General features: G+C 35.3%; 18 protein-coding genes. 9 read left to right on the top strand and 9 right to left on the bottom strand.

Going from position 1 to position 18,030, the window contains the following annotated elements:
- Positions 1-105 precede the first annotated feature (105 nt).
- Entirely contained in the window at positions 106-486 is a 381-nt protein-coding gene (blaI, locus tag P3U61_RS11585) for a penicillinase repressor BlaI (protein WP_001284656.1), read from the bottom strand.
- Positions 476-2,233 (bottom strand): beta-lactam sensor/signal transducer BlaR1, encoded by a 1,758-nt coding sequence (gene blaR1, locus P3U61_RS11580; RefSeq protein WP_199613512.1) that lies wholly within the window; start codon positions 2,231-2,233, stop codon positions 476-478. Before blaR1 ends, blaI begins: the two co-directional genes overlap by 11 nt.
- A 106-nt stretch (positions 2,234-2,339) precedes the next feature.
- On the opposite strand from blaR1, the gene P3U61_RS11575 reads away from it, so the two are divergent.
- Positions 2,340-3,185 carry a BlaZ family penicillin-hydrolyzing class A beta-lactamase PC1 gene (locus tag P3U61_RS11575; protein ID WP_000733283.1) on the top strand — a complete coding sequence of 282 codons (846 nt, stop codon included), beginning with the start codon at positions 2,340-2,342 and terminating at the stop codon, positions 3,183-3,185.
- Positions 3,186-3,519: 334 nt separating this feature from the next.
- Here P3U61_RS11575 and P3U61_RS11570 read toward each other — a convergent pair whose 3' ends face one another.
- The 4 genes from P3U61_RS11570 to cstR form a co-directional block, all read right to left on the bottom strand.
- Positions 3,520-3,948: an antibiotic biosynthesis monooxygenase family protein gene (locus tag P3U61_RS11570; protein WP_014614873.1), complete on the bottom strand. Its 429-nt coding sequence runs from the start codon at positions 3,946-3,948 to the stop codon at positions 3,520-3,522.
- Between the two features lie 243 nt (positions 3,949-4,191).
- Positions 4,192-5,364 (bottom strand): MFS transporter, encoded by a 1,173-nt coding sequence (locus tag P3U61_RS11565; RefSeq protein WP_014614872.1) that lies wholly within the window; start codon positions 5,362-5,364, stop codon positions 4,192-4,194.
- A 192-nt stretch (positions 5,365-5,556) separates the two neighbouring features.
- On the bottom strand, positions 5,557-6,306 hold the full coding sequence (locus P3U61_RS11560; protein ID WP_014614871.1) for a sulfite exporter TauE/SafE family protein: 750 nt from the start codon (positions 6,304-6,306) through the stop codon (positions 5,557-5,559).
- Complete coding sequence (cstR, locus tag P3U61_RS11555) at positions 6,306-6,566, bottom strand: persulfide-sensing transcriptional repressor CstR (protein WP_014614870.1); 261 nt, start codon at positions 6,564-6,566, stop codon at positions 6,306-6,308. The genes P3U61_RS11560 and cstR overlap by 1 nt, the downstream gene beginning before the upstream one ends.
- Positions 6,567-6,702: 136 nt before the next feature.
- Here cstR and P3U61_RS11550 point away from each other — a divergent pair, with 136 nt between their 5' ends.
- From P3U61_RS11550 to P3U61_RS11540, 3 genes are all read left to right on the top strand, one after another.
- Positions 6,703-7,782 carry a DsrE/DsrF/DrsH-like family protein gene (locus P3U61_RS11550; protein ID WP_370498401.1) on the top strand — a complete coding sequence of 360 codons (1,080 nt, stop codon included), beginning with the start codon at positions 6,703-6,705 and terminating at the stop codon, positions 7,780-7,782.
- Between the two features lie 18 nt (positions 7,783-7,800).
- Positions 7,801-9,150 carry a persulfide dioxygenase-sulfurtransferase CstB gene (gene cstB, locus P3U61_RS11545; RefSeq protein ID WP_014614868.1) on the top strand — a complete coding sequence of 450 codons (1,350 nt, stop codon included), beginning with the start codon at positions 7,801-7,803 and terminating at the stop codon, positions 9,148-9,150.
- A gap of 131 nt (positions 9,151-9,281) precedes the next feature.
- Positions 9,282-9,842 (top strand): hypothetical protein, encoded by a 561-nt coding sequence (locus tag P3U61_RS11540; protein ID WP_014614867.1) that lies wholly within the window; start codon positions 9,282-9,284, stop codon positions 9,840-9,842.
- Positions 9,843-9,967: 125 nt separating this feature from the next.
- Here P3U61_RS11540 and P3U61_RS11535 read toward each other — a convergent pair whose 3' ends face one another.
- The gene (locus P3U61_RS11535) at positions 9,968-10,723 is read right to left on the bottom strand and encodes a MurR/RpiR family transcriptional regulator (RefSeq protein WP_014614866.1); all 756 of its coding nucleotides are present in this window, start codon (positions 10,721-10,723) and stop codon (positions 9,968-9,970) included.
- Between the two features lie 268 nt (positions 10,724-10,991).
- Here P3U61_RS11535 and P3U61_RS11530 point away from each other — a divergent pair, with 268 nt between their 5' ends.
- Both P3U61_RS11530 and P3U61_RS11525 read left to right on the top strand, forming a co-directional pair.
- On the top strand, positions 10,992-12,578 hold the full coding sequence (locus tag P3U61_RS11530) for an alpha-glucoside-specific PTS transporter subunit IIBC (protein WP_041613302.1): 1,587 nt from the start codon (positions 10,992-10,994) through the stop codon (positions 12,576-12,578).
- On the top strand, positions 12,579-13,904 hold the full coding sequence (locus P3U61_RS11525) for a 6-phospho-alpha-glucosidase (protein ID WP_014614864.1): 1,326 nt from the start codon (positions 12,579-12,581) through the stop codon (positions 13,902-13,904). It abuts the gene before it with no gap.
- A gap of 90 nt (positions 13,905-13,994) precedes the next feature.
- Here P3U61_RS11525 and P3U61_RS11520 read toward each other — a convergent pair whose 3' ends face one another.
- A complete protein-coding gene (locus P3U61_RS11520) occupies positions 13,995-14,855 on the bottom strand; it encodes an oxidoreductase (RefSeq protein WP_014614863.1) in 861 nt (286 codons plus the stop codon).
- A gap of 251 nt (positions 14,856-15,106) precedes the next feature.
- Between P3U61_RS11520 and panB the strand changes: the two genes are divergently transcribed.
- The 3 genes from panB to panD are packed head-to-tail and all read left to right on the top strand — an operon-like array spanning position 15,107 to position 17,156.
- Positions 15,107-15,919 carry a 3-methyl-2-oxobutanoate hydroxymethyltransferase gene (gene panB, locus P3U61_RS11515; RefSeq protein WP_014614862.1) on the top strand — a complete coding sequence of 271 codons (813 nt, stop codon included), beginning with the start codon at positions 15,107-15,109 and terminating at the stop codon, positions 15,917-15,919.
- On the top strand, positions 15,916-16,776 hold the full coding sequence (gene panC / locus P3U61_RS11510; RefSeq protein ID WP_131090825.1) for a pantoate--beta-alanine ligase: 861 nt from the start codon (positions 15,916-15,918) through the stop codon (positions 16,774-16,776). Before panB ends, panC begins: the two co-directional genes overlap by 4 nt.
- The gene (panD, locus tag P3U61_RS11505) at positions 16,773-17,156 is read left to right on the top strand and encodes an aspartate 1-decarboxylase (RefSeq protein ID WP_014614860.1); all 384 of its coding nucleotides are present in this window, start codon (positions 16,773-16,775) and stop codon (positions 17,154-17,156) included. Before panC ends, panD begins: the two co-directional genes overlap by 4 nt.
- A 117-nt stretch (positions 17,157-17,273) precedes the next feature.
- Here the strand turns inward: panD and P3U61_RS11500 are convergent, their stop codons facing one another.
- Positions 17,274-17,978: an exotoxin SpEX gene (locus P3U61_RS11500; protein ID WP_020220128.1), complete on the bottom strand. Its 705-nt coding sequence runs from the start codon at positions 17,976-17,978 to the stop codon at positions 17,274-17,276.
- Positions 17,979-18,030: the final 52 nt, after the last annotated feature.

Below are 18,030 nucleotides of genomic sequence, written 5' to 3'. Positions count from 1 at the left end.
TACACTCTCATCTTTAATAATATATTTTAAATGTTATTAACAAAACTAATTTAATAAGAGTCAAGCATAGTTTACATATGTATTATGTTTGAAACATATCTCTAATTACTTTTTACTAATATCATTTAAAATGTCTCGCAATTCTTCAATTTCTTTGTTATTTAATTCTTCATTTTTCGCAAAATTCAGCACTAAACTTTTCATGTCCCCTCCATACAGTTTATTAAGAAAGGTTTTAGCAGTTTTCATTTTAATATCGTCTTCTTTAATATTTGATGAGTAAAAATAAATATTCTCTGATTTGTATCGTTTTATAATCTCTTTTTTATATAGTCTTGTGATTAATGTTCTAATCGTTTTATCGCTAACTTCTTTATATTTTTGAATTTCAACTACAATTTCATTAGCTGATACTGATTTTTTACCCCATATTATATTCATAACATCCCATTCAGCCATAGATATTTCAACTTGCTTATTGGCCATTTAAAACACCCATTTCTTTTAATATTTTTTCACTGATTAATTCAGCATTTTTCCCAGATGGCTTTCCATCTGATAAATGTGTAGCAAAATAATACTTATCATGATTTGTAATTACGTAACCTACAAACCACCCATTATTATACTTCCCGTTTACTATACCTGTACCTGTTTTCCCATACAGTTCATACTTTTCATTTTTCTTAATCAATAATGAAGAAGATAATTGATTCTTTGCTTTTTTACTAAAATGGTTATTTTGTTCCATCATATTTTTAAAAACTATTACTTGTTCAAGATTAGATATTTTCAAACTATCTTCCATCCAATAGCTTTTATAACTTCCCAAATTTTTATTACCATAATTTAATTGCTTGAGTTGAGTCGCAGTATAGTTCTTTGGTATTTGATCGCTAATACGTTCGAAGTACCAATTAACTGAATTTTGCATTGCTGTATTTAAATCTTGTTCCTTATTCCAAGCATCAAAAGGGTAATGCTTATGATTCCATGACATACGTGAATTTTCATCATTTATAATATGTCGGTCAAGTCCAAACATAGCTAAATAAATTTTATAAGTTGAATTAGGAGAATACCTTTTTCTACTTTCTTTTTCGTTATAAATATAGTATTTGTCTTTCTTCATGCTGTACATGACGAAAGATCCACTATTTGAACCAAAAATTTTACTTTTATCTAAAATTTGGTAATCGTTGTGTAAGGGCTTTTTATAATTATAATCAGTTAAGGATTGCCCCATCAAAAATTGGCTTTGAATTACCATGAGAAAAAAAGTAAAAATACAAATGAAAATTAGAATTAATTTTGATTGTTTTTTCAGATTGGCGTCCTTTATATTCATTAATCTTCTTTTGAGTAATGATTTTTTACCATTAAATGAGTGGCTTAGTATATTTTTATTAAAAACTGAGATTTTTAATACGGAATCCATAATAGCTTCCGCATAAGTTTTAAATTCATTTTTGTTAATATTATTAAGGACAAATCTATCGGCTTCTACTTCATTGTCATGAATTATCTTTCTTTTTACAATATGTACTAATGGATTGTAACTCATAATAATAGAGAAGATATTAAAGATAATTAAATGTAAAGTATCTCTATTTTTAGCATGAGCATATTCATGCAATATTATATATTTTAGTCTTTTGTCAATTACACTTTTAAAATATGAACTAGGAATCAAAATAATATATTTCCCATACCAAAAAGTTATTGGAGATTGAATAGCCTCTGCTTTTCGAATCACAATATTTTTTTTATATTGATGGTTGAAAAGTATCGTATCTATTTTATTTTTTTCATTTTCGTTTAGATAGAGTGACTGTTTCTTTAAATATTTAAGATATAATAAGGCTTTCAAAAATTTAAAACTTAAAATAATAACTAAAACTATCCAAATAACTGTGCAGATATTATCAATTGAATCCCAATTAAACTTATGGATATCTGTTGTGAACTCTTGAATAGGTTTGGTGGTATTTATGTTATGGTTCAATTCGTGTGACTTACTTTCAACTGTGGGCGCTTGATTATTCACATTATTAAATTTAAAAAGAGAGAATTTAATAGGAATGAAAGGAATTAATCCTGCAAGAAGAGTTAGATACCAAACTTTATAATTTAACATATAATTAAAATAGCGTTTTAATATGTACCTAAAAAATAATAACAATAGAAATATAAAACAAAAGCTTACTATGCTCATTATTAATAACTTAGCCATTTCAACACCTTCTTTCAAATATTTATAATAAACTATTGACGCCAATATTACAATTGTAATATTATTGATTCATAGAAATTACAAATGTAATATTGGAGGGTATATTTTGAAAAAGTTAATATTTTTAATTGTAATTGCTTTAGTTTTAAGTGCATGTAATTCAAACAGTTCACATGCCAAAGAGTTAAATGATTTAGAAAAAAAATATAATGCTCATATTGGTGTTTATGCTTTAGATACTAAAAGTGGTAAGGAAGTAAAATTTAATTCAGATAAGAGATTTGCCTATGCTTCGACTTCAAAAGCGATAAATAGTGCTATTTTGTTAGAACAAGTACCTTATAATAAGTTAAATAAAAAAGTACATATTAACAAAGATGATATAGTTGCTTATTCTCCTATTTTAGAAAAATATGTAGGAAAAGATATCACTTTAAAAGCACTTATTGAGGCTTCAATGACATATAGTGATAATACAGCAAACAATAAAATTATAAAAGAAATCGGTGGAATCAAAAAAGTTAAACAACGTCTAAAAGAACTAGGAGATAAAGTAACAAATCCAGTTAGATATGAGATAGAATTAAATTACTATTCACCAAAGAGCAAAAAAGATACTTCAACACCTGCTGCTTTCGGTAAGACTTTAAATAAACTTATCGCAAATGGAAAATTAAGCAAAGAAAACAAAAAATTCTTACTTGATTTAATGTTAAATAATAAAAGCGGAGATACTTTAATTAAAGACGGTGTTCCAAAAGACTATAAGGTTGCTGATAAAAGTGGTCAAGCAATAACATATGCTTCTAGAAATGATGTTGCTTTTGTTTATCCTAAGGGCCAATCTGAACCTATTGTTTTAGTCATTTTTACGAATAAAGACAATAAAAGTGATAAGCCAAATGATAAGTTGATAAGTGAAACCGCCAAGAGTGTAATGAAGGAATTTTAATATTCTAAATGCATAATAAATACTGATAACATCTTATATTTTGTATTATATTTTGTATTATCGTTGACATGTATAATTTTGATATCAAAAACTGATTTTCCCTCTATTATTTTCGAGATTTATTTTCTTAATTCTCTTTAACAAACTAGAAATATTGTATATACAAAAAATTATAAATAATAGATGAATAGTTTAATTATAGGTGTTCATCAATCGAAAAAGCAACGTATCTTATTTAAAGTGCGTTGCTTTTTTCTCATTTATAAGGTTAAATAATTCTCATATATCAAGCAAAGTGACAGGTTATTAAAATTTTGAAAAATCGCTATACACATCATTGTGCATCAAATTTAATATAATATGACAAATCGGAATTCACAATCTCTTCATCTAATGCGCCATTCCATTGATGATGGTAATTCAATGGTTGCTCAGAAGCTTGCCACACTTCAAAACTTTTACGGTCATCCCATAATGAAATCACAACATAATGATTTTGTGGGTCCCAGGGTCTCAAAACACGTAGCGATATGAAGCCATGTACATCATTCAAATCTGCTGTGCGACTTAGAAAGCGTTCCTCAAATGTTTCACTTTGATTCAGATCTACTTTAATATAATTTAAGACACAAAAATGATGCGGTGTGAGCTCGCCTGTCGCTTCTATAGCAGTATATGTTTTGGTATCATTATTTTTATATATGGTCACTGTTGTCCCATCTTCTTCAATTTGATAAAGAAAATCTTTATGAGAGAGTATCATGCTTTATACCTCCTTATACTTATTAACAAATACCCGTTATTTCACATTTTAATTGCACAAATTAAATTTATCGCAAATTATATATTAAATTTTCTAAATTCAATGTAAAATTTAAAAACGAATATTAAATTAAAAACCGCCACATATCTTTATGTAGCGGTGAATCAGCAGCATAATGAAACATATAGAGAGGGCAACATAGTATTAAAAAATTTTTAAATGTCACATTTTATAAATTAAACTTTAATTCGAATGTGTATTGACCTGTTCTTTTTGTTCGACAGCAATACTCCATAATAAAAAGACGAGTCCAATTAATGTGAGTAATGGCGCGATTAAACTTAGACTAGCGATGGGGAGTGTGCTGACAACAAGACCGCCGATAAAAGCACCTAATGCATTTCCGATATTAAAGGCGGATTGATTGAGTGTACTGGAAAGTGTCGGCGCTTCTTGGGAAATGAGCGTACTTTTGTATTGAAGTGAAGGGCTCATGCTAAAGCCAATAAAACCGAAAAGAAAGACGCCGATCACCATGATTATCGGGTGGAACTGAATGAAGTAGAGCAGTCCAAAGTAAAGCACAAAAATAATAAAAATGCTCATTAATGCTTTGTTTAAATTCCAATCTGCAAGCTTGCCACCTACAATATTACCGAGTGTCACGCCAACACCGAATACAATCAGAATAGATGAAATGAATTGTTCAGGAATGTGGGTCACATCGATGAGTACAGATGAAATATAAGTAAAGTAGGCGAACACACTACTAAAACCGAACAATGTCATCCCGAGAGTTAACCACAGTCTTTTTTCTTTTAAAATGCGTAATTCATCTTTGATAGAAGCGGTACGCATTTCTTTTGGCATCGGGACAAACATCATAATGCCGATGAGTGCAATGACGCCAATGACAGCAATAATTAAAAACGTCATGTGCCAACCGAGTTTTTGTCCAATTAATGTACCGAATGGTACGCCGAGAATGTTGCTCAGGCTGAGACCCATAAACATTAATGCCATTGCACTTGCACGATATTGGCTTGCGACCATACTTGCAGCTAAAATAGAGCCAATGCCGAAAAATGAGCCATGTGCAAGTGATGTGACGATACGACTGAGCATCAATGTCGTGTAATTCGGACTGAGACCACCGAGAATGTTACCGAGAATAAAAATGCCCATCAGCAACATTAACAGCGCTTTACGGTTAAGTCGGAAAGTGAGCATGACGATGATAGGGCCTCCAATCGCGACACCTAAAGCGTAACCAGTAATCAATTGTCCTGCCTGGCTCACAGACACATTTAAATCATTCGCCACGTTAGGAAGTAAGCCCATGATGACGAATTCAGTCATTCCAATCGCAAATGCCCCAATCGCTAACATCCATATTGCAATAGGATACTTCTTCATAATGGATACCTCCTGATTTATCTTTTTAACAGAGTTATCGTACATATCTTATAGTTATAATTCAATATGTGGGTCTTTACCAGAAAATCAAAGTAAGCTCTTGTTCGTATAGTTTTGTTGATATTTAGTTACCTTATGAACTAGGTTTGATTTGTATGGTTGGAAGAGCTGATTTCATTAAAGTACGACGGCTTAGAAAATCAAATTCAGTATAGAGACGATGATAAGGAGAGCAACCAACACTTTTTGGACGTACTCAGGCATTTGGCGTCCTATTTTTAAGCCAAGTGGCGCAAATAACATACTTCCAACAACTAAGAATAATGCATCACCAAGTGGAATATACCCTTGAAAAAGTTTAAACATAAAGGCCCCTATAGAAGAAATAAAAGCAATCACAACACTATTTGCCACGACAGTATGCATCGGTATTTTGAAAAAAACTAATAATACTGGAATAATTATAAAGGCGCCTCCAGCCCCAATCACACCAGAAATTGCACCAATGACTAAACCTGTCAATAGCAGTACAACTTTACTGAATTTTAAGTTTGCTTCTGTTTGTGGTTTGATTTTAATCATTATTAAGACGAGTGCCAATATAGCAATGACAACATATACGCTATTTACGAATCTCTCTGTTAATACTTCTGCAATTGTAGCTCCTAACGCACTACCGATGAGCATGCTACTTCCCATCCAAAGAATGAGTTTAAGAGAAAAATCCGGTGTTTGACGCGCACGTATTGAACTGCTTAAAGTACTAAAAAATACTTGCGCAGATGTAAGTCCTGAAGCGATATAAGCATTGTAAGAAGGGAGGCCAAGCATAGGGGGAATAATGAGTAGTGCGGGATAAATAATAATCGCACCGCCTATACCTACCATACCCGAGAGAATACCACCAATAATACCGAGGAGCGAGAGAAAAATATAAAGCATTATTTACTTTTCACCAATAAGTTCACAGCTTCGTCAATGATTTGTTGTCTATTTTCTTCGTTTTCTTCTGCTGCCTTAATACACTCTACTAAATTCTCACTAATAATAATACTAATGAGACGTTGTAACGAACCTTTAGAAGCACTTAATTGTGTCACAATATCCTTGCAGTGCTGTTCTTCTTCCATCATTTTAATGACGCCATTTAATTGACCTTGAACTCTTTTAATTCGGTTAATCATTTTTTTATCGTATTCCATACCTTATGTCCTCCTAAAGTAATATATGAGGTTTATCATATAAAAAAGCAAGAAATTTGTCAAATACCCCCGTAGGTATTTGACAAGAGATTCAGCATCCATTATTATACCCCTATAGGTATTTGGAGGAGGTCTAATATTGAATTTTAGTGAACTTGAGATAAAAAGTTTAAAGAAAGATGAACTTGAGCGATTAGGAGAACTAGGGCAATTGATAGATGTTCGTACGGATGAAGAATATCAAGAAGGACACATCCGAGGGGCAAAATCTTGGCCGTTGGATCAAATTGAATTATTTAAAGGTGATAAAAATCAAACGTATTATCTTTATTGCAGAAGTGGAAAGAGAAGTGCACAAGCGAGTTCTGCTTTAGCTAAAAGAGGATATAATGTTGTTTCATTAGATGGGGGATTTGTCGCATACAGTGAAGAGGTGGAGGCTCATCGTACGGAAGATATCATTATTAATGAGTCTGTGCCTTTAAAAGAAGAACGTCAAAAAATAGATTTATCAGGTTTACAATGCCCAGGACCTATTTTAAATGTGAGTAAAGCAATGCAGAATATGTCGGAAGGTGAACAGATAGAAGTTAATGTTTCAGATTTTGGTTTTTACAGTGATGTTCAAAGTTGGGTGAAGCAGACAGGGCACCAGTTAATACGCCTAAATCAAGATAACCAAGGTGTTCATGCAGTATTACAAAAAAGTAACGCACCTGCAAACACGCAAAGTAAAAAAGGCAATGGCACGACAATCGTGTTGTTTAGCGGTGATTTAGATAAAGCTATTGCGGCAATGATTATTGCTAATGGGGCAAAAGCAGCTGGACGAGATGTCTCTGTCTTTTTTACTTTTTGGGGATTAAATGCATTGAAAAAAACTATACAACAAGAGACTCAAGTGAACAAAAAAGGTATAGCCAAAATGTTTGATTGGATGTTACCGAAGCAACCAGAAAAGATGCCAATTTCTAAATTTAATATGTTTGGTTTAGGTAACTTTATGATGCGTTATGTCATGAGACAAAAAAATATTGATACACTACCACAGTTAATAAATCAAGCGATTGAACAAGACATTAAATTGATCGCATGTACGATGAGTATGGATGTGATGGGGATTACGAAAGAGGAGTTAAGAGATGAAGTCACGTTTGGCGGTGTAGGAACTTATATTGGTGACACTGAAAACGCACGCCACAATTTATTTATATAATGTTAAGGAGAGATTGATATGTATTTCAAACAATTTTACAATGAACATTTGTCACAAGCCTCTTATTTAATTGGATGTCAACGTACAGGAGAGGCGATGATTATCGATCCAGTCAGAGACCTGTCAGAATATATTAAAACGGCAGAAAAAGAAGGGTTGCGTATTGATTATGCCACTGAAACACATATTCATGCTGACTTTGCTTCTGGTATACGCGATGCAGCGGAAAAATTAAATGCGACCATCTTTATTTCAGGTGAAGGAAATGAATCTTTAGGATACCGTAATATTCCTGAACAGGCAAAGTTCGTTAAAGATGGCGATGTCATTCAAGTGGGTTACATTAAAATCGAGGTATTACACACGCCTGGACATACCCCTGAGAGCATTAGCTTTTTATTGACAGATGAAGGTGCAGGTGCAACACAACCGATGGGACTATTTACAGGAGACTTTATTTTTGTGGGAGACATCGGTAGACCTGATTTATTAGAAAAAGCGGTACAAATCGAAGGGTCTACAGCAGTGGGTGCCAAGCAAATGTATCAATCTATAGCTCGTGTACGTAAATTGCCAGACTTTATTCAAATCTGGCCAGGACATGGTGCAGGCAGTCCATGCGGTAAATCGTTAGGTGCAATTCCTATGACAACATTAGGTTATGAAAAACAAAATAACTGGGCATTTAATCAACCAGATGAAGATACATTTATTACAACTTTAACAACAAATCAACCCGAACCCCCTAAACATTTTGCACAAATGAAACAAATGAATCAATATGGAGGTGCACGCTATGAGCCTTATCTTGTGAGCCCTTCTTATAGTGAAGACCGAATGATGATTGATTTACGTAGTGCGCATGCATTTCATGGTGGTCATGTGGTAGGTGCGATTAATATTCCGTATAATCAAAACTTTATTAATCAAATAGGATGGTATCTAGATTATGATGCATCGATTGATTTAATTGGTGATAAACAAGTGGTTGATCGTGCAACGAAAACATTGCAATTGATTGGCTATGATAATGTAGCAGGCTATAAGCAACCTCAAGGCAGTATCGTAACACAACATGTGCATAGTAAAGATTTTATAGGAGACGAAGAACACGTTTTAGATGTTCGAACAGACCAAGAGTGGCATAATGGACATTTACCACAAGCAGTGCATGTGCCACATGGTCAACTAAAGGATGCAACTTTACCTTTCAATAAAGAAGATGAAATTTATGTCCATTGCCAATCAGGTGTGAGAAGTTCTATTGCTGTAGGTCTACTAGAGGCAAAAGGTTATCAAAATGTAATCAATATTCGTGAAGGCTACATTGCTTTTTCGGATGAAACGAAAAATAAAATGGTGAAGTAGATAGAATCACTACAACATAGTAGGATAATGCCCTCCGTACGCGCTTGGTAATAGTTGATATCCTCAGTTTAAAACGGTCTTTAACGTGGAATAAGTTTAAAATAAAATTGATTTATTAGAGGTGTATCGAGATGATTAATATCATTTCTGCGATAGGTTCGATTGGTACGTTTATTATGGCATTATTCTATTTTATCTCTGTATCAATACAGTTGTACCAAATGAAAATGAGTTTTTTACCCGCACTCGGATTTAACCAAATTTTGATGACGCGTGATGGAGAAAAGTTAAAATTAAGAAATACATCAGCACATCAAACAGAAGATGCTCAATGGGGCGAGGATTATTTGAAATTATTTAACCTTGGTGCGGGTGCGGCTAAACAAATCAAGATAGAAGTGTACTTGGATGAAGAAAACGTGTTACAGAGCAAGTATGTCAGTATTTTACCGAGCAAAGAAAGTTATCTTCTACCGATTAACAAGGACGTATTTGACGAATTAGATCGTACTATTGAAAATAATGGCTATGAATCGAACCTCCAAATTAAAATTCAATATCAACATAACGTCAGTCGAAAAGTACAAACGCTCTACTTACAAGGGCATATTGATAGCTTCAATCGTTACGATGAAAGCTCTGTCTATGAATTACAATTTATACAACCAGAAAATCAAAACACAAAAGCATAGTTTGATATGTGCAAGGGTAGTGCGTCCACTGTGGTGGCATACCCTTGTTTTTTAATGGATTCAAACAGCACCAACATTGTTAAATCACAAACGACAGCATAGATTTAGCTACTGCAGTATTTAAATTAATGTGGTTGCTTTAACTTCCAAGTGCTATATTTTCTCAAAATCATATCAAAGGCGAGATGGAAAGTGACGAAACTAGAGTTGTCAACTTGATTGAACAAACGGAAAGGTGTGCTATGAACATAGATGTTAAACGTTGCATGTTGCGCTAACGAATTGTCTTGAAGTGTCGTCACACTAATATAGGAAAGTTCTCGTGCTTTAATAGATTTGATGACTTCTTCAAAACGTGTAGTATCACCGGAAAGCGAAATAATAATGAGCAATTCACATGGCGACATCATATCGAGCGCATGTAAAAGTTCTAATTCATTTTTCAAGACGACAGATTTTTTGTGCAATGCGAGAATTTGACGTTGTACATCTTGTGCGACGGATTGTTGTGCTGTGCCTGTCCCATAAATATAAATAAAAGGCGCTTCATCAATACGTTGGTTAAGGCTCGAAAAGTCGATGTGATTGAGATGCTTCATCGTTTGTTGAATATCGTGTTCAAGTAATGCAATAGTATCTTGTGGTAATGCTTCCTTTTGATAGTTGAGTTTAATATACGTTTTTAATTCGCTATAGCCATCAAACCCTAATTTACGGCAAAGACGATGAATGGACGAAATGGAAGTGTGTGCGACTAAAGCTAAGTCTTGAATTTTCATCTTCTTCATAGCATCAATATGGTCATGAACGGTTTTGATAATATGTAAATCATTGTCGTTCAACTGGTCATAGTTTGCATTTACAAATCGATCTAATAGCACCTTCAACGCCTCCTGAAAATATTTTCATCAATTGTAAATATAACCCAATCGTACTATGTGCTTCCAAAAAGTGTCAAATGCATTCCAAAATGTAAGCGCTTCAATTATATTGAGGCTAGATGAAATGCATCGTTTGTCGACACAGTTCATCAAATGAAAAAGATTAGAATGATTAAAAGTAATTCAGAGTAGTCACGCGTGTTTAATCATAACAGCGCGATATCGGTTCGCACAGAAATCTTCTAATCTGATGGAGGGGTTTTTGCTCATGAATGCAATCAAACGTTTTGGGAGTGCGATGATTGTTCCTGTTATTCTATTTGCGTTTTTCGGTATTGTTGTTGGGTTAGCGACACTATTTAAAAACGAAAATATTATGGGGAGCATTGCAGCAAAAGGAACAACGTGGTTTAACATTTGGAGTGTGGTTGAGAGTGGGGGTTGGACCATCTTCACCCACATGGAGTTAGCTTTTGTGATTGGTTTGCCTATCTCATTAGCGAAAAAAGCACAAGGGCGTGCAACTTTAGCAGCATTGATGATTTATCTCGTATTTAATAATTTCATCAATGCATTACTGACGATTTGGCCGGATGTGTTTGGGGTTGATTTAAGTAAAGGGGTCGAAAATGTTACGGGTGTTAAAACGATTGCAGGTATCCCGACATTAGATACAAGTATTATCGGTGCCATTTTGATCTCAGCGATTGCGATTTGGATACATAACCGTTTTTATGATCAAAAGTTGCCTGAGATGTTAGGGATTTTCCAAGGGCTTACATTTGTTGTCATGATTGGTTTCTTTTTGATGATTCCAGTTGCAATTGTCACAGCATTTGTATGGCCATACGTCCAAGTAGGGATTAAATCATTACAAGGTGTGATGTTACATTCAGGGCTCATCGGTGTATGGTTATTCCACTTTTTAGAGCGTATTTTAATACCAACTGGGTTACATCATTTCATTTATACCCCATTTGAGTTTGGGCCAACTGCGGTAGATGGTGGTTTGAGACCTTATTGGATTCATCATCTTAATGAATTTTCTAACTCAACGAAAGCATTAAAAGAACTCTATCCATATGGTTTCTTATTACAAGGAAATATCAAAATGTTTGGATTGCTTGGTGTCGCTTTAGCAATGGTGTTCTCAACACCAAAAGCGAATAGAAAGAAAGTCATCGCATTGGTTGTACCAGCTTCATTAACTGCAATATTTGCTGGCATTACAGAGCCATTAGAGTTCACATTCTTATTCATTGCACCATATTTATTCGCGATTCATGCAGTATTAGGCGCAACAATGGTGACATTAATGAATGCGTTCGGTGTCGTTGGTCTGATGGGTGGTGGCTTGATTGAAATTGCTGCGACGAACTGGATTCCATTATTCGGTAATCATGCGAGTGTATATATCGCACAATTCATTATCGGCTTTATTTTCACAGGTATTTATTTTGTGACTTTCAAATATTTAATTGAAAAGTTTGATATTCCAATTCCAGGACGTAAAGGTGATGAAGGTGCTAAGTTGTTTACGAAAAAAGATTATCAACAAAAGCAAAGTGCGTCCAAAAAAGCATTAGTTGAAAATGAATATGACCAAAAAGCGATTTATTATTTAGAAGGTCTCGGTGGCAAAGACAACATTGTTGATGTGACGAACTGTGCAACACGTTTACGTTTAACTGTTAAAGATCCAAATTTAGTGAGAGAAAGTGACTACTTTACACATGAACAAATGGCCCATGGATTAGTGAAGAGTGGGCGTAGTATTCAAGTGATTGTTGGCATGAGTGTGCCACAAGTCAGGGATTACTTTGAAGAAAAGTTGGAAAAAGAGGAGGAAGTATAAATGAAGAAGTTTAATATTACAATTGCAGGTGGCGGAAGTACGTTTACACCGGGGATTATTATGATGTTATTGGATTATTTAGACGAGTTTCCAATTGATACCATCAAACTTTATGATAATGATGAAGCCCGTCAAAAAACGATTGCAGACGCATGTGAAATCATTTTGAAAGAGCGTGCACCAGAAATGAAACTGATTGCCAGTGTGGATCCAGAAGAAGCATTTACGAATGTAGATTTTGTGATGGCACACATTCGAGTAGGTAAATATGCGATGCGTGAATTGGATGAAAAGATTCCATTACGCCATGGTGTCGTCGGTCAAGAAACTTGCGGACCTGGTGGTATTGCATACGGGATGCGTTCTATTCCAGGTGTGCTTGAATTGGTTGACTTTATGGAAAAGTATTCTCCAGATGCGTGGATGCTCAATTACTCAAACCCTGCAGCCATTGTAGCTGAGGCAACACGTAAATTACGTCCGAATTCTAAAATATTGAACATTTGCGATATGCCGATTGGAATTGAAGAACTGATTGCGAAAAATTTAGGACTTGAATCTCGTAAAGAGTTTGAAGTGAATTATTACGGTTTAAACCACTTTGGATGGTGGACAGATATTCGCGATAAAAAAGGTAATTCTTTAATGCCTGAAGTAATTCGTCATGTCAGTGAGCATGGTTATGCGACAGATGGTAGTTCTGAATTAGAAAAGCAAGAGAGCTGGAACAATACACTTAAAAAAGCGCGTGACGTTCAAGCGTTAGATCCGCAAACAATCCCGAATACGTATTTGAAATATTACTTCTTCCCAACGCAAGAAGTAGAACATTCGAATCCAGAATATACACGTGCGAATGAAGTCATGGATGGGCGTGAAAAGTTTATCTTTACGCAATGTCAAAATATCATCGACAAAGGCACAGCGAAAGACACGGAATTAACGGTTGATGAGCACGCGTCATACATTGTAGACCTTGCAAAAGCAATCGCATACAATACGAAAGAGCGTATGTTGATGATCGTTGAAAACCAAGGCGCAATTATTAACTTTGATCCAACAGCCATGGTAGAAGTGCCTTGTATTGTAGGTAGCAATGGTCCAGAAAAGTTAGTCGTTGGCGAAATTCCACGCTTCCAAAAAGCATTAATGGAACAACAAGTCGGTGTGGAAAAACTTGTTGTAGAAGCATATGAAGAAGCATCATATCAAAAACTATGGCAAGCGATAACTTTATCAAAAACAGTACCGAATGCAGCAGTAGCAAAAGCGATTTTAGATGATTTAATTGAAGCGAACAAAGCGTACTGGCCAGAGTTGAAATAAGCATAAAGAAGGAAGTCCGGGGAGCGTGAATTTTCTCAGACTTCCTTATTCAAATTTTCCAATCCAAGTATTGTAACTACTTACTTTTCACTATAACCTACTTTGATTTTGATAGGCGAGCAAGGTGTAAATGGTCTCCAAATGTGGTGTGTCCAATTGATGGGCTTTAGCTCGTCGATAAATGTAGCCTTGTATCGCTTCTACTTCTAAAGGATGTTGATTCATCGTATCGTAATACATGCTCGTCCCCATTTCATCAGGATAACCTGCATAAATATTCATGATTGATGTGACGAAATCCATATCGAAATGTATCCCTTCTGCACGTGCCACTTGTTCGCCTTCTATTAACAATTGATGGCAAAGTTCAGCCATCCGTTCATCTTTAAGGACACGGGCAGTATCGCGTCCGAGTGCAGTGACAGTATTAATGCCAAGATTGACAATTAATTTATACCAAATCGCTTGTTGAATATAAGGCTCCAACACGAGTTCTAACTTTGTTGCTGAGAATGCTTGTGCGAGTTGTTCTGTGACGGCATCAGATTGGAGATGTAATTTATAGTCTCTGAAGTGCGTCACATGGCTGTCTTTTTTCTGACCACTGATATAAACAACCGCTTGATAGGCGCGATAATCTTTCAATTGTGCAAGCATACCATAGCCATTTTGTGCAAGAATGAGGGTGGTTTTGTCGTGTGTGAGTTCGGGTAGTTTGGCAATCACATTCGCCAATTGATGTGTTTTCACGGCGATAAAAATTAAATCAAACGGTTCTGTCGCTTCTTGGAGTGCATTCACGGAAAGTGTACGAGTTGTCTGATCTACATAATCTTCAAATGTTAAAGTTTGAGCACGACGTCCGACCAGTGTGACTTCGTATTCATCGGATAGGGCGACTGCAATAGATGTTCCTACTGCACCTGGACCAATAACAGCAATTCGAGTCATTGGAGATCACCTTTCTTCTAATTAATTTAAGTATTTTTGTTCCACATATGAATATGCTTTAATTTATTATGTTTTGGAAAAGTTGTAAAGTGTAGATAAACGATAAATGAGAAGTATATGTGATTAATAGAAGTGAATGTTCAAATACTTTTCATAATTAAAGGAAGCGTTCTGCAAAAATAAAAAAATCAATGGAAAATTCAAGTGACTTGATTTACTATTGATATAATAAAAATTAAAGGGTGAAAGAATTGAAAACTTTAAATCATATTCAGCAAATGAAGCGTGACGGTGAAAAAATTTCAATGGTGACCGCTTATGATTACCCAAGTGCGAAACAAGTTGAAGCGGCTAATATCGATATGATTCTAGTGGGTGATTCACTAGGTATGACGGTATTAGGCTATGACAGCACAGTCGATGTGACACTTGAAGATATGTTGCATCATAGCCGTGCTGTTCGTCGTGGTGCCCCAGACACGTTTGTGGTTGTCGATATGCCATTTGGTTCAGTAGGTATCGATGCTAAAACAGATATTGAAAATGCGATTCGTCTTTATAGAGAAAGTCGTGGAAATGCTTTAAAAGTAGAAGGTGCACATTTGACTGACTTTATGACACAAGCAACACAAATGGGGATTCCGATTGTTGCACATCTCGGTTTGACACCTCAAAGTGTTGGCGTATTGGGTTATAAGATGCAAGGTACAACGAAAGAAGCGGCACAACAACTGATTGAAGATGCTCAGGCAGTTGAACGTGCAGGTGCGATTGCATTAGTGCTTGAAGCGATTCCGAGTGATCTCGCCCAAGTCATTTCAGAAAAATTAACAATTCCAGTGATTGGTATCGGCGCAGGTAAAGGAACAGATGGCCAAGTGTTGGTTTATCACGATATGCTCAATTATGGCGTGGATCGTCATGCGAAATTCGTTAAACAGTACTGTGACCTCTCAATCGGTATCGCTGCGTTAGAAAAATATAATGAAGAAGTGAAAACAGGTGTATTTCCATCTGAAGCATACACTTATAAAAAGCAAATTATGGATGAGGTAGACGCATGACACAACGTATAACATCAATTCAAGAAATGCAACAACTCGCAAGACAATTTCATCGTGAAGGCAAGTCAATCGGTTTTGTACCGACAATGGGAGCGTTACATGATGGTCATTTAACGATGATGCGTCAATCAACAGAGGACAATGACATCACCGTCATCAGTGTCTTTGTTAACCCATTACAATTCGGTCCAAATGAAGATTTTGATGCCTATCCTCGTCAAATTGATGAAGATGAGGCGATGGTCAGTCAAATCGATGTGGATTACGTCTTTTATCCCTCAGTAGAAGAAATGTACCCAGGTGAAATCGGCACTCATGTAACAGTGGGGCGTTTAGCAAAAGTATTAGAAGGTGCGCTACGTCCAGGCCATTTTGATGGTGTTGTGACAGTAGTCAATAAGTTGTTTAACATTGTTCAACCTGATGTCGCATACTTCGGTAAAAAAGACGCCCAACAACTCGCAATTGTCGAACAAATGGTCCGCGATTTTAACCACCCCGTTAAAATTGTCGGTATCGATATTGTGCGTGAAGCGGATGGATTAGCGAAAAGTTCAAGAAATGTTTATTTAACAGCGGAAGAACGACAAGAAGCTGTCCATTTACGTCAAAGTTTAGCACTCGCACAGTCGTTGTATGATGCGGGTGAGCGCGAAAGTAGCGTCATTATTAATAAAGTGACAAAATATTTACAGACCCACACAAGTGGTCAAGTTCAAGAGGTTGCCGTATACAGTTACCCCGAATTAAGAGAGCAAGCACACATAGAAGGACGTATTTTTATATCATTAGCCGTGAAGTTTACCCAAGCACGGTTAATCGATAACATTATTATTGGAGATGAAACAGAAAAATGATAAGAACTATGATGAACGCAAAAATTCATCGTGCACGTGTCACAGAAGCCAATTTGAACTATGTCGGTAGTATTACAATCGATCAAGACATTTTAGAGGCAGTTGATATTTTGCCAAACGAAAAAGTCGCGATCGTCAACAATAATAACGGTGCACGTTTAGAAACATACGTCATTGCCGGTGAACGCGGCAGTGGTAAAATTTGTTTAAACGGTGCAGCCGCGCGTCTCGTACAAGTAGGCGATGTGGTCATTATTATGACATATGCGCAGTTAGATGAGACGGAGTTACATTCACATTCCCCTAAAGTAGCAGTCATGAATGAACATAATGAAATTGTGGAAATGATTCAAGAAAAAGAAGATACGGTGATTCTTTAAATATACAGTAAGGTAGGCTAGGATAATGTTATTCCTAGCCTGTTTTTATGAATGATACTACAAAAAAAGAGGCAACCATTTAGGGCTACCTCTTTTATCTATATCAAATAGAACTTTTTACAGATCTATCGTAATTTGTTGGATTTTATTGACATCCACCGTGTCGCTCATACGGTGTTCTTGTAACTTTTTATTTAACTCTAAAGTCATGATGTCTTTATCATTATCCCCAATTTTGATGACAATTTTTCCATTACTTGAACCGTTTTGGTATAAACCATATTCATTAATCAGTTTTTGACGAAGTTTAAAGTCTAATTCTTTTAAAGACACTTCTTCTTTGTTAATCGAAAAGTCATTTGTGCTCATGCTTGAAGTTAGCTCACCATACTTTTTATTTATGATGATATTAGGTTTTTTCACGTAATCGTAGTATGAACGTTGATTCGTTTTTGTAATGCCCCCAATAGATTTCGTTTCGGCACTTCTATCTGTTCCTTCAGGTACAACGAAGAGATCTAAACCGTCATACGCTTTTTCTTTATCCGTATATGTAGATGCGTCTTTTCCTAATAATGATATTGATACTAAAGTTTCCTGAGGTGTTACGACACTTAACTTGTTATTATCTTCTACATAACCAGTCACGTCGTTGTATTCAAAATAAGTTTTAGAGTAATAATCTTTAAGTTGTTGCGCTTCAGAGTGAACATTTTGAGCATGTGCTTCGCTAGCGAATGCGGCTGCCTGACTGTGTATCCCCACACCTGTTGTTAAAATACCTACTGCTAAACTTACTTTTAGAATAGTTGATTGCTTCATGATGATTTTTCTCCTTAATATGTTGTCATCTATTGTTTGTCATTGAAGACTT

Source organism: Staphylococcus pseudintermedius (genome assembly GCF_034042775.1).
Lineage (GTDB): Bacteria > Bacillota > Bacilli > Staphylococcales > Staphylococcaceae > Staphylococcus > Staphylococcus pseudintermedius.
This window is presented reverse-complemented; position numbering and strand designations above follow the sequence as displayed.